The sequence below is a fragment of the Arthrobacter sp. 10T413_2 genome (assembly GCF_056394205.1).
Window position 1 is genome coordinate 1 of the sequence record NZ_JBFTHK010000051.1, and the last position, 12213, is coordinate 12213.

Genomic DNA, 12213 nt, shown 5'->3' on the forward strand with positions numbered 1-12213 from the left:
ACAAGAACGCCTACAACTCCAGCGACCACCGCACACACGCCTTGACCGGCTGGCTAGACTTCTACAACCACCGCCGCAACCACAGCGCCCTCGGAGGACGACCACCCATCAGCAGATGTAACTAACCTCTTGGCTGAGTACAGCTAGGCTCCTCCTATGACCGCTGAGAGCGCCGTCCTCGTTGCTGCCGAGGAACTCCTGGTGCAGCGCCTGCAGCCGGCCATTTTTAACCACAGCGCCCGGGTCTTCGAACTTGCCCGAGCCATCGCGGCGCATGAGGGTTGCCCGGTTGACGTTGCGGCTCTGCGGATCGCTTCGTTATTCCACGATGCCGGCACCGCGGACGAATATGACGGCCCGCAGCGGTTTGAAGTCGAGGGTGCGGACGCAGCTGCGGCCTTCCTGAGCGTCCAGGGATGGGACGCTACCCGGGTCGACTCGGTGTGGGAGGCCATTGCGCTGCACACTTCACCTCAAATCGCTGAGCGACGAGGCCCTTTGACTCGCTACCTCCGTCTTGGCGTTCGGGCCGACTTTGGGGACGGCACCCTGCTGCCTCGCGCGGAGGTGCATCGTTCTTCGGCTCAGGCGAGGTATCCCCGACTCATGATCGAGCAGTGCTTGGGAGATGCGGTTGTTCAGCAGGCATTGCGCAACCCCGGGAAGGCGCCCCCGGCTTCCTGGCCCGGGGCGCTGCTGGAAGCTCATCGGAGCGCTCCTCGCCGCCAGGGCATCAACCCGGCTTTCTAGCCGCAGACCGGAACAGCCGGTCATTCCCGCCCCGCATCCAGCACTGCAGCTCTCCCCTTCGCTGGCGCAGAATGCATCAGCTTGAGCGTCGGGACGACCCGCGGCGACTGTTTCCGTTGCGAACCTGCGCGTCACGTTTGATGATTAGTGAAGGGCTTCCAGGGAACTGCCCGTCGGTGTACGCCCTGCGCACCCTCCAGGACGGTGAGAAGTGAGTGATCGAAGCCAGGTTATTGGGTTCTTGGTCCACGACAACGTGACGATGGTGGACATTGCCGGGCCCGCTGATGTGTTTCACCACGCAAATGCGTTCGGTGCCCACTACGAGACTGTTTTAGTTTCCGCCGACGGCAAAGCCAAGCGTGCTTCCAACGGACACTATTTGACCGCAGAGACTGCAGCTGGACGGACGGGCGCCTTGGACACAGTCATCGTTCCGGGTGCTTACGGGATGGTGGCCAAGCCTTTCGAACAGGAGCTGGTCGAGGCGGTTTCCGCCCTGACGGATGATGCCGGCAGGATCGCTTCCGTCTGTACCGGCGCCTTCCTCCTGGCGCACAGGGGCCTGCTGAACTACCGCAACGCGACCACTCACTGGACCCAGGTCGAGCGGTTCAGCAGGTCATATCCGCTGGTACGCGTCGTCCCGGATGCGCTGTTTGTGCAGGACGGGGCGATCATCACCTCCGCGGGTGTCAGTTCCGGGGTGGACCTGGCCTTGTTCATAGTTGAAGACGACTACGGTCCCGACGTTGCCCGGGCCGTCGTCCGTCAGATGGTCATTTTCAATCAACGGCCGGGAGGTCAATCCCAGCGCCCGGTCGCGGTCCGCGTAAGCGCTCCCCGTGACCACGTCCTCCGAAAGCTCTTGGACCGTATCGCCGCCGATCCCGCTGCGGATTACTCAATTGGCGCCATGGCCGCCATGACCAATCTCAGCGCAAGTAGCCTCACCCGGCGATTTCAAGAGGCAACCACCACCACCCCCGGTCGATACGTCGAGATGGTGCGCATCGAAGCGGCTCAGGCAATGCTCCAGCGGGGAGCCACTGTCGCGGCAGCCGCAGCCGCGAGCGGTTTCGGAAGTGCCGAAACGATGAGGCGGGTCTTCACGCAGAAGATCGGAATGAGTCCCTCGCTGTATCTGGAACGCCTCACCACCTGACTCTGACGCAGGCTGACGCTATCTGCGGGGTAGTTGACAGCATTTGCGGGTCCGCCGACTCCATCCTTGATCAATGCTGGATACATCCGGTCCAATCCGGTGTATCTACAAAAAAGGAGAAGGTCATGCCCTTCGTAAATGTCAAGCTCGTCGACGGCGTCTTCACGGAAGATGAAAAGCACCGGATGGCGGCTGCCCTAACTGACGTCATGGTCAAGTTCGAAGGATCTGAAGCTTTCCGCGAGGTGGTCTGGGTCCTCATTGAGGAGCTGCACACCGACGGCTGGCACATCGGCGGTTTGCCCTTCAGGGGACCGGCCAGCCTGATGGACGGACTTGCCCGTTCCAAGAGCCTCTACGAGTCCATCGATGGCCACCCGGTTACTCGACCGGAACTGGCCGAGAAGGCCCCCGTCCAAGAAAAGTAACCCCAACTACAGGAAGACCAATCACATCACTCCGTTCGGAGATGTGATGGCGGCGGGAGAGCACTCGTTCTCTGCCTTCGAGACAAGGAACAGAATCATGGGCTTCATCAAAGTCGGCACCGAGAACACCACAGACATCGAGCTCTACTATGAGGACCACGGCACCGGCCAGCCGGTTGTCCTGATCCACGGCTACCCGTTGGATGGTGGCTCCTGGGAAAAGCAAACCGCAGCCCTCTTGGATGCCGGGTACCGCGTCATCACGTACGACCGCCGAGGCTTCGGCAAATCCAGCAAGCCGACCACAGGCTACGACTACGACACCTTCGCAGCCGACCTCAACGCCGTCCTCGAAACCCTGGACCTGCAGGACGCCGTCCTCGTCGGCTTCTCGATGGGCACCGGCGAAGTTGGGCGCTACATCGGCACCTATGGCGAGGCCCGCGTAGCCAAGGCAGCATTCCTTGCATCCCTCGAGCCGTTCCTGCTGCAGACCGACGACAACCCCGCCGGCGTTCCTTCCTCGGTGTTCGACGGCATCCGCACCGCCGCCATCGAAGACCGCTACAGCTGGTTCACCAACTTCTACAACAATTTCTTCAGCACCGATAAGTTCCTCGGGAACCGCCTCAGCGAGGAAGCGCTGCGCAATGCATGGAACGTCGCCGCCGGCTCGTCCTGGTACGCGTCCTTCGCCGTCGTCGACTCGTGGCTGGCGGACCGACGTAGAGAAGGTCACCGTGCCGACCCTGATCGTTCACGGAACGGACGACCGCATCCTGCCGATCGACTCGACAGGCCGTGAGTTCACCAAGCGATTTCCGTCCGCCGAGTACGTGGAGATAGAAGATGCACCGCACGGCATGCTCTGGACGCACGGCGCCGAAATCAACGAAATCCTGCTCCGCTTCCTGGCCAAGTAACCACCCCGCCGAAGTGGCGTCCATACATTGCATTCTCAGATGGCCTGCCAGCTTGCAGGTCGATCCAGCAAACCCCGGGAGCGAAATGACCGTCACGAAAGGTGCCGGCCCCGTCTACCACGTGACGGGCAACCAACTTCACCTAGACGAGAACCATCTCGATAGGGCGGTGGAAATGGCCGTGCAACAGGCCATCGCATCCGGGGGCAGGCACGGCATCCTGGTGACCCGGCACGGGCCAGGCTCATTCACTGTGGCTGTAAGCGACGAAGTTCCCTACGGGACGACTCAGGAACGGGAACGCCACTCCCGGTAACGCCGCCCGGCCGACTCACTCAGCCACGGGCGTGACGAACCAGGGAGTGTGACACCCCTGCCGGCGGAGCCTTCTACTGCTCGTCGCGGTCCCACATATTTGAACTCTTGAAAGGAGCGCAGAAAATGGACAAGTTCTTGCGTGAGGACGAAGTCACGCGATGGATGGATCGATATTTACAGGCCTGGAGGACAAACCGGGTGGAGGACATCTCCACCGTGTACACCCCGGACGCCGAGTTCCACGAACGGCCATACGAGACCGATTGGAATGGTCTGGACGAAATTATCGCCGGATGGAAACTGAGGGCAGGGTGGCGTGGAACAGACTCTTGGACCTTCGGCTGGAAGCTCCTTCACCTTACGGGAGACACCTTCGCTGCCCAGGGAACGGGCATCTATCCCGCTCTTGGAACCTTTGACAACCTTTGGGTGGTGACCCTCAACGCGGACGGGGCGGCAACTGCACATTGGCAGTGGAACAACCAGGTCGCACCACCTGCCGGTGATCCACTCCCTGTCTGAGTACATACGCGGCCGCCTGGGGCCGCCACTGATCCGATCTACCAAGGAAATAAGCCATGACCAACCTCAACTCCAAGACCCTGGTCCTTCTCGACCATCCCGATCTCAGCCGGTCTCGCGTAAATCACGCTCTGGCCGCCGCCCTGGAGGGCGCACCCGGGCTGGCGGTGCGCGACCTGCGCCGCCTGTATCCGGACGGCAGGCTCGACCTCACGGCTGAAAGGGCTGCGGTGGAAGCGGCGGACAACATCGTTCTGCAATACCCGACACACTGGTACGCCCCGCCTGCCTTCATCAAAAACTGGCTGGATGAGGTGCTGGTCCGCGGCTGGGCCTACGGCACCGGAGCACCTGGGGCACTGGCCGGCAAAACACTGCGCGTCGCCACCAGCACAGGGGGCACCATGGATGCCTACTCCCCGGACGGCTTCCACGGATGGAACTACGCCGACATCCTCATCCCTCTGCAAGCGACAGCACGCCGGCTCGGAATGCAATGGCTCAGCCCCTTTGTCCTGCACGGGGTACGCGACCTGACGGATGAACAGCTGCAGGACCTGGCCCGGGACTACCGGGGCCTGCTGGAGCCAAGCTCCGTGCCCGAGCACGTGTAGTGACACAGGTGCCCACCGGCCCGGGTCAGGTCCAGGGCGGGTGGGCACCTGCGGCTCTGGCTGCCTTCGTCTTCGTAGTCGTCATCGTCGAAGTCCAGGCGCGTCAGGGTCGCGTCCCACAGCTCAGTCGACAGTTGGCAGTACCGGCTGCTGCTGAAACTCAGCTCGCGCACCCGGTTGTCCCCGATGACCTCTCCGAGATCCTGCACGGACGCCCTCCCATCGCTGCGACTCGTGGCTCAGTGAATCACATGGGGCCGCCACGAACGCCGCGAAATGCTCATGTCGACCGCTCGGATAGGTTGTCCGGATTCATCGACTCTCTGCGTTCTGCGACACGAGATTGTCCTCGAAGGCCGCCGAATGGATTGTCCGTAGACTTGGTTGATGATCGCGGAGGCGGCATTGATCCGCGAGGCGGCCGACGCGATCGCCGGCTGAGACCTGCTGCTGCGGCGATGGCCGAATGCCAACTTGCATCGCGTCGGACCACCTCGCGGGGCGCGCGATTATCCCGTTCTAACGGGCCTCGCACAGAATGATCGCGGAGGCTTCCGCGACATGTTCGCGAAACCCCTCTCGATCGGGCGAGAGGTATTTCCAGCCGGTTGCCGTCGCGTGCAGAGTCTCGGCCACGGTTCGAGAGTCGTCCACGGTTTCCGATGAAGCTCGTATCGCGGCCGCCAGCTCGCCGATGAACTGGGCGCGCGACTCGGCGAATGTCGCGGCAAGCGCAGCAGCGTTTTCTCGTCCGACAATCGACAAGTCGGAAGCGCTTTCTCCAGAGCCCGGACCGAGCCATTCGTCGAGCGCGCGTGCCACCCGGTCGCTGATGCTTCCGCCCCCTTGTGGCGCGTCCTGAGCGGCACGGAACGCCCGGTCGAGTTCTTGGCGCACCGAGAGCAAGAGGACCTCCTGCTTGTCGGAGAACTGCAAGTAAAGGCCCTGCCGTGACATTCCGGCCGTAGCCGCGAGATCGCTCATCGTCGTCTTCGTGAAGCCGTGCTCCCTGAAGACGCCGAGGGCTGACGCCAGGTGCCGCGGGAAGATGGGCTCACCTCCCGCGAGCCTAAGGTCGCCGCATACTCCTGGACAAGGTCCAAAGAGCCCCCTTGTGCAATGGCGAACGTCATGCCACAGTGCGCCCATGACTCAATCCATCGATGCTAAGGTCGCGCGCAAACTCAGCACAATTCCAGTTCGTGTGTGTCGCCAAATGAACGCCACCGAGTATCAGGTTCGCGTGGCCGAGGTCCTCAACCTTTTTGACATAGAAGCAGTGGGTGACGAAACGGGTGTGCACTACGGGGGCGAGGGCGTTGCGCTGGAAGATCAGGCTCTACTCGCGGCCATTCGCGTACTCATTGGAAGGCGATTCGGCGTCCCGGATGATCTACAGTAGCCCGACAGTAGGTGCCGTTCGGATCTAGTGTCGCCTTCCTGGGTCTTGGTCCAGGCGAAGGGTGGCATCGGTTGTTCCAGCCGTCGCACCGGTCCTGAATCAAACTGCAATATTCACCTGACTTGGGCCATAGGGGATCCGCCGGTTTCAACCCCGCAGTTATACCCAGCAATAATTGGGACAGTGTCGCAGGGCGGCACCGGTTTCGCTGACGATGACGGGTTTGGGTGCCCCCGTCGGACGGGGTGGATGTTCACAGGCGGCCGAGTCCCTGGCTCTGCGAAGGGAGTAGGCGCATGATTGCAACGGATCTCGACCCGTTTGAAGTCATCGCCCTCGACATCGCACGGGCTAACACATGCCGGGACGTGCTACGCTCCCCCACACGACCGCATGTAAGTCGCAATCACTCAGGAGGTTCGCGGTGCCGGACACAACCTGTCACATGTCGATCTCGCTGGATGGCTTCGTCGCCGGACCGGACCAGAGCCGCGAAAACCCTCTGGGCAAGCGGGGGCTGGAGCTGCACCGCTGGCATATCGGCGACCCGCGAGCCAACCATGCCGACAAGGTCGCGAACGAGTGGCTCATGCGCCCGCGGGGCGCGTATGTGATGGGTCGGAACATGTTCGGCCCGATCCGCGGGGACTGGGATGAGGAATGGACCGGGTGGTGGGGAGCCGAACCGCCGTACCACGCACCGGTGTTCGTGCTGACCCATCACGCACATGACCCGATCCAGATGGACGGCGGGACGACCTTCCACTTCATCACCGAGGGCTTCGACGCGGCCTACTCCGCAGCGTGCCAGGCCGCCGGGGACAACGGCGTGGACATCGCCGGCGGGGCCTCGACCGTCCGCCAGGCACTGATCGCCGGTGTGATCGACGAGCTCACCCTCGACATCGCACCGGTCCTGCTCGGTTCGGGCGAGCGGATCTTCGACGGGGTTGAATCCTTCGGCTTCGAACCCGCCGAGGTGCTTCACTCACCGCTGGCCACCCACATCCGGTATCGCCGCGTCGGCTAATTCCGTAGGCGCTGCCGGCCTCCTGCGCAGCATCGTGGAAGAGCGATCAGATCGTCGCCGAGCTCAAGTCGATTGCGGACCAGAGCCGGGATGGGAGAACCTGGATCTCAGCCTCCGGTCGGTGCTGCACTGTGCATCCGGCTTGATGGACCTTACTCCCAGTACGCATACCGTTGGGGCACCCACCGGAAGTACCGGGAGGGTGACCTGGAGAAGTACATCCAGCAGGTGGGTTTGATGCCAAAGGAGGACAAGCCATGCGTACGGGAGCGGAGGATCAATGCAGGCGGACTGGACGGCCGGGGCATTGGAGTCATCGACGGCTGGAACGTTCGCATTACGATCACTGACTACGGTCAGGACGCGCGTTTGATGAGCCCCCGGGCGTAGATTAGGTCCGTGACAAAGAACGTCGCTTTCGGACAGTACCTACAGGCCCGCCGTAAGCTTATCCGGCCGGAAGACGTCGAACTGCGCAGCTACGGGCGCCGCCGGGTTCCGGGTCTCCGGCGTGAAGAGGTTGCCGCCCTCGCGGGCATCAGCGTGGATTACTACGTGCGCCTGGAGCAGGGGAAAGACCACCACCCATCCCCGCAAATACTGGACGCTCTCGCACGCGCCTTGCGCTTGGACCCGCCCTCAACCGTCCATCTGCACCGGCTCGCGCAACCGGCCCTGCAGACCCTGGCCCGTCCAGCGCCGACCGGGGTGGCGGAAGGCCTGTCGCATTTGCTGGTCACGTTGGCCCATGTTCCCGCCTTTGTTCAGGACCGCTTCATGAACGTCCTCGCCGCCAACCCGCTGGCCGTTGCCCTTTCCCCTAGAAACGAGCCGGGAACGAACGTGCTGCGGGCGGCTTTCCTGGATCCCGCCGAACGGGAGCTCTACGAGGACTGGGAACACGTCATGGAGGATGCGACCGCGGGACTCCGCGCATCTGTCGGGGAGCGCGTCAACGACCCGCAACTCGAGGCGCTGGTCGTCGAGCTGTCAGAGCGCAGCGCCTACTTCCTCCAGCTTTGGGGCCGCCACGACGTCCGCCCCAAAGTGGCGGGCAAGCGTCTGCTGCATCACCCGCTGGTGGGCGAACTCGAGCTCTTCCACGAGAAACTGGCCGTAACAGGAACGGACGGTCATCTGCTGGTCATTCATCACGCCGTGCCCGGCAGTGCCTCCGAACAGGCACTGGAGCGCCTGGCCCGGACACTCCCGGGCAGGACCTGAACCCTCAATTAACGGCAGCTCTGAATCACGCCAAGGGTAGCCCGCGCATTCATATGAATCACGGGGTTCTCGCTGTCTGATTCCGGCGGGAGCACACTGGATTTCGGAGCTGCCCGTAACCCCCTGCTCCTTCAGGTTTGCAGCCGAAGGACGCCGGGCGGCTCCTATGAAAAACACTTCTCGACCTGCCGAAAGAAGAACAACCCAATGGCAAGAATCACCACCGGATTCGGATTCCGCTCCACCACCTCCGATGTCACCGAGGGTATCGACTTCACCGGAAAGCGCGTCATCGTCACCGGCGGCGCCTCCGGCATCGGAGTCGAAACAGCCCGCGCGTTCGCCAACATCGGTGCCGAGGTCACCCTGGCGGTGCGCAACGTCGAGGCCGCGAGGCCAATAGCCGAAGAATTGCGCGCGTCAACAGGAAACAACAACATCTTCCTGGGCCGGGTGGACCTCGCTGACCTGACCACCATCACCGAATTCGCCGACGAGTGGACCGGCCCGCTGCACGTGCTGGTCAACAACGCCGGCATTATGGCCCTGCCCGAACTCGAGCGGACCCCGGAGGGCTGGGAAATGCAGTTCGCCACGAACCATCTGGGCCACTTCGCCCTCGCCCAGGCCCTGCATGGAGCCCTCGCCGAGGCGGGGAACGCCCGAATCGTGTCCCTGAGCTCCAGCGGACACCTGTTCTCCCCGGTCATGTTCGATGACCCGCACTTCAACTTCGTCCCCTACGACGCGTTTGTCGCCTACGGGCAGTCCAAGACCGCCTCAGCCCTGTTCGCCGTGGGAGTGACCATACGCTGGGCCAAGGACGGCATCACCTCCAACGCCGTCATGCCCGGGGCCATCGCGACCAACCTCCAGCGCCATACCGGAGGGCTGCGCACCCCCATCGAACGCCAGAAAACCCCCCAGCAGGGTGCCGCGACCACCCTGTATGTGGCGACCTCCCCCGACCTTGAGGGCATCGGCGGACGCTACTTTGAGGACGTCAACGAGGCCCGCGTCGTGGACCACCGCGGCCCCGACTACACCGGAGTGGCAACCTTCGCACTCGATCCGGCTAACGCCGAGCGCCTCTGGGACCTCTCTGCCGGACTCCTGGCCCGGAAGACTGCGTGAAACCATCAACTACTCCACGCAGAAAGACAATGACATGACCGGCACCGCCGCCACACCCGACGCAATAACAACCACACCAGCGATCACCCCGGGCATTGCCTCGGAACGGAGTGTCGGCTGGGTCGGCCTCGGAGACCAAGGTGCCCCCATGGCACGGGCCATCGCCGAGGCGGGCTTCGAACTAAACATCTGGGTCCGCCGCGAGGCATCCCTGGCCGCTCTCGACGGCCTCCCTTACGTCCGGCACGAGACCCTCGCCGCGCTCGGCGCGGCCAGCGACGTGGTCGGATTGTGCCTACGCGAGGACTCCGACATCGAAGAAGTGCTCACCGCCGGCGGGCTGCTCGGAGGCTTGCGGCCGGGCACCATCCTCATCAACCATGGCACCGGACTTCCCGGCTACGCCTCCGCCATGGCCAAGCGGGCCGCCGAAACAGGGGTCCTCGTCCTGGATGCACCGGTCAGTGGCGGTCGCCCCGGCGCCGAAGAACGCCAACTGACGACCATTGTCGGCGGCCCCAGCCAGGCGCTGGCCACGGTCGGGCCCGTCTTTGACGCCTTCTCCAAGAAGGTCTTCTACATGGGCGCCGCAGGGTCGGGACAGACCGGAAAACTCATCAACAATGCCTTGCTGATGATGAACCAGAAGAACGTCCAGGACATCCTCGCTCTAGCCAACAATCTGGACCTCGACCTCGGCGCACTGACGGACCTGCTGCTCTCCGGAACCGGCCGCAGCTTTGCCCTCGAGGCACTCACCGGCGCCGTCACCACCATCAATGCCGACCACCTCAGGGTCCTGCAGATCATCGACATGGACATATTCGCCGGGGCCATGACAAGCCTCGGCCAAGACGTCACCGCCATCGACGACTACGCACGCGCCGGCGCCAGCGGCCTTCCCGCCGCCGCCCACCTGATCGCCAGGGTGACTCACCCCTAGCCGATGAGCGCAACGAAGGAGCAAAACAGGACAGCCCCGGGCCGATTACCGGAGCCGGGGCTGTTCTTGGGTGCTTAGGAGTCGGTGACGCGGCTGTCACAGTTCTGCAAAACCCGGTTCTGAGCCCGCCAGATGACGTTGTAGAGGTTGTATGGCGCCACGTCGTAAGTGTCCCAGGGCTGGCCGACACGGGCGGTCCAGTCAGGGATTTCGCCGCAGCAAATGCGGTGCCCAAAGGTGGCGAACAGGTGCGAGGCAATGGTCTGCTGAATCATGGAGTGCCTTTCCATTGTCGCCAGCCCCCGAATGGGGCTAGCGTCTGCACGCGCTCATAACGTGCATCCTGGCGCGGCCAGGTATGAGAACACCCCAACGCGTCACGGCCTGCCAGCAGTTCCGCCGCCGTCGTGCGCAACAGTCCGGCAGCGGAAGCACCAGCATCGGCGGGATGGGGACGTTCAATGGCGAGGGGCTCCGGGAGGGGAAGTCACGGCGGCGGGGTTTTCAGGGACGCGAGTATGCCTTGGATCATGCCCTTCAGGAATCGCTGTCCCTGGCTGCTGGGGTGTTCGTGGTCCGGGCCCAGGAGGGGAGAGTTGGGCCCGGCTATCCAATGCTCCGTGATCGGATCAACAAACTCTGCGCCTGCGCCCAGGGCAACTGTCCTCTCCTGGTCACGGATTACATCAACATCCGCCTTCACCGGCTCAAAGGCCGTGAGGGGGCCGATGACGATCCTGGCCGCGTGGGGGGCCAGGGTTTTGCTTGTCGAAAGTGCATCCGCGACGGCGGCTTTCAAGGCCGCCGGATCCTGGCCTGCGTCGTTGTCCGAGCCAAAGAACACGACGATGTCTGTCGAGGCATTGAGCGTGGCGGCGATCTGCGACCCGAACGTCTCCCCTCCCTCGCCGGGGGCAAGGTAGCCTGCACCGTTCTTTGCCGCGTTGATGATGTCCACCGGGTGCTGCCCGGACTGCAGCGCCTGGCCCAGTTGGCGAGGCCATGCTTCCTCCGGGGAGGTACCGAACCCCGTACTGAGGGAATCGCCAATGACCACCACGCGTTCCGGCGTCGTCCTCCGAGGGGTCTGTGATGGGGCCGGGGCGGGAGTGCTCTGCTGCTGGCCCGCTTGGGCCAAGCGGTGGTCGGCAGCCGGGGCACAGGCAGCGAGAGCGCAGAGAACCGCCGACGCACCGAGAGCGGTTGCCAGGGTGGACCGGCGGTGGCCGCTGAGGGTCACAGTGGCTCCCAGATAGCGTCCCCGGCATGTCGCTTTGCCATGGTATCCAGAATAGACACGGGTCGATTCGGTAGCTACCGCACGGCAAGGAACCCCTGTCAGTCGCACTGACAGGGGTTCCTTCTATTTGCGGCCCCGGCTCCGGGGCGCCTGCTCAGGCCCCTCCGTCGAGTTGCTCCATCTCCAGGCACGCGTCCTCGTAGGAGACCTCGCCGTTGCGGAAGGCCTGCTCGAGTTCTTTGGCTCTGCGGCGCGTGTAGGCGGTGCTGACTGTCCCCGTGACGCCGGCCTCGAGATAGTCGAGCCGGGAGTGGGCGGACCGCTGCTCCCGGGCGGTCAGGTGCCGGTGGATCGACGTGAGGAACCAAGCGCCAGGATGCAGTAAACGCTGTGCATAGGCTCTGGGATCGACTAGGTACATGTTTCCATGGTTCAACTCCCACCTGAGAAGACCATGAGTGTCGTCTGGGTGATCGGGGCTGGCGGTGCTTTCCCGGAACCCGTCGCCACCCAACAGAAA

15 protein-coding genes and 1 pseudogene are annotated in these 12213 nt (G+C 63.5%); 12 read left to right on the forward strand and 4 right to left on the reverse strand.

What is annotated here, in order from left to right; translation table 11 throughout:
• The 7 genes and pseudogenes from AC1DBQ_RS10390 to AC1DBQ_RS10420 all read left to right on the forward strand — a co-directional run.
• Positions 1 to 125, forward strand: a 125-nt coding sequence (locus AC1DBQ_RS10390) for an integrase core domain-containing protein (RefSeq protein ID WP_476928456.1), incomplete at its 5' end; no start/stop codon positions are given.
• A 31-nt stretch (positions 126 to 156) separates the two neighbouring features.
• On the forward strand, positions 157 to 750 hold the full coding sequence (locus tag AC1DBQ_RS10395; RefSeq protein WP_476928422.1) for an HD domain-containing protein: 594 nt from the start codon (positions 157 to 159) through the stop codon (positions 748 to 750).
• Between the two features lie 211 nt (positions 751 to 961).
• Complete coding sequence (locus AC1DBQ_RS10400; protein ID WP_476928423.1) at positions 962 to 1915, forward strand: GlxA family transcriptional regulator; 954 nt, start codon at positions 962 to 964, stop codon at positions 1913 to 1915.
• 125 nt (positions 1916 to 2040) lie between these two features.
• Complete coding sequence (locus AC1DBQ_RS10405; protein ID WP_456507536.1) at positions 2041 to 2343, forward strand: tautomerase family protein; 303 nt, start codon at positions 2041 to 2043, stop codon at positions 2341 to 2343.
• Positions 2344 to 2440: 97 nt separating this feature from the next.
• Positions 2441 to 3266, forward strand: a pseudogene (locus AC1DBQ_RS10410) (alpha/beta fold hydrolase).
• A 441-nt stretch (positions 3267 to 3707) separates the two neighbouring features.
• Entirely contained in the window at positions 3708 to 4106 is a 399-nt protein-coding gene (locus tag AC1DBQ_RS10415) for a nuclear transport factor 2 family protein (protein WP_476928424.1), read from the forward strand.
• Between the two features lie 56 nt (positions 4107 to 4162).
• The gene (locus AC1DBQ_RS10420; protein WP_476928425.1) at positions 4163 to 4720 is read left to right on the forward strand and encodes an NAD(P)H-dependent oxidoreductase; all 558 of its coding nucleotides are present in this window, start codon (positions 4163 to 4165) and stop codon (positions 4718 to 4720) included.
• A gap of 519 nt (positions 4721 to 5239) precedes the next feature.
• Here AC1DBQ_RS10420 and AC1DBQ_RS10425 read toward each other — a convergent pair.
• Complete coding sequence (locus AC1DBQ_RS10425; RefSeq protein ID WP_476928426.1) at positions 5240 to 5869, reverse strand: TetR/AcrR family transcriptional regulator; 630 nt, start codon at positions 5867 to 5869, stop codon at positions 5240 to 5242.
• Between AC1DBQ_RS10425 and AC1DBQ_RS10430 the strand changes: the two genes are divergently transcribed.
• The 5 genes from AC1DBQ_RS10430 to AC1DBQ_RS10450 all read left to right on the forward strand — a co-directional run bounded on the left by AC1DBQ_RS10430 (position 5868) and on the right by AC1DBQ_RS10450 (position 10453).
• On the forward strand, positions 5868 to 6122 hold the full coding sequence (locus tag AC1DBQ_RS10430; protein ID WP_456507540.1) for a hypothetical protein: 255 nt from the start codon (positions 5868 to 5870) through the stop codon (positions 6120 to 6122). The genes AC1DBQ_RS10425 and AC1DBQ_RS10430 overlap by 2 nt on opposite strands.
• Positions 6123 to 6546: 424 nt before the next feature.
• Positions 6547 to 7152 carry a dihydrofolate reductase family protein gene (locus AC1DBQ_RS10435; RefSeq protein WP_476928427.1) on the forward strand — a complete coding sequence of 202 codons (606 nt, stop codon included), beginning with the start codon at positions 6547 to 6549 and terminating at the stop codon, positions 7150 to 7152.
• A 399-nt stretch (positions 7153 to 7551) separates the two neighbouring features.
• On the forward strand, positions 7552 to 8376 hold the full coding sequence (locus AC1DBQ_RS10440; protein WP_476928428.1) for a helix-turn-helix domain-containing protein: 825 nt from the start codon (positions 7552 to 7554) through the stop codon (positions 8374 to 8376).
• A gap of 207 nt (positions 8377 to 8583) precedes the next feature.
• Positions 8584 to 9510, forward strand: a complete 927-nt coding sequence (locus AC1DBQ_RS10445; protein ID WP_476928429.1) for an SDR family NAD(P)-dependent oxidoreductase — start codon at positions 8584 to 8586, stop codon at positions 9508 to 9510.
• 34 nt (positions 9511 to 9544) lie between these two features.
• Complete coding sequence (locus AC1DBQ_RS10450; protein WP_476928430.1) at positions 9545 to 10453, forward strand: NAD(P)-dependent oxidoreductase; 909 nt, start codon at positions 9545 to 9547, stop codon at positions 10451 to 10453.
• Between the two features lie 74 nt (positions 10454 to 10527).
• Here AC1DBQ_RS10450 and AC1DBQ_RS10455 read toward each other — a convergent pair whose 3' ends face one another.
• From AC1DBQ_RS10455 to AC1DBQ_RS10465, 3 genes are all read right to left on the reverse strand, one after another.
• Positions 10528 to 10728 carry a hypothetical protein gene (locus AC1DBQ_RS10455; RefSeq protein ID WP_476928431.1) on the reverse strand — a complete coding sequence of 67 codons (201 nt, stop codon included), beginning with the start codon at positions 10726 to 10728 and terminating at the stop codon, positions 10528 to 10530.
• A gap of 212 nt (positions 10729 to 10940) precedes the next feature.
• Positions 10941 to 11510, reverse strand: a complete 570-nt coding sequence (locus AC1DBQ_RS10460) for an SGNH/GDSL hydrolase family protein (RefSeq protein WP_476928432.1) — start codon at positions 11508 to 11510, stop codon at positions 10941 to 10943.
• A 337-nt stretch (positions 11511 to 11847) separates the two neighbouring features.
• The gene (locus AC1DBQ_RS10465) at positions 11848 to 12114 is read right to left on the reverse strand and encodes a hypothetical protein (protein ID WP_476928433.1); all 267 of its coding nucleotides are present in this window, start codon (positions 12112 to 12114) and stop codon (positions 11848 to 11850) included.
• Between the last annotated feature and the right edge of the window lie 99 nt (positions 12115 to 12213).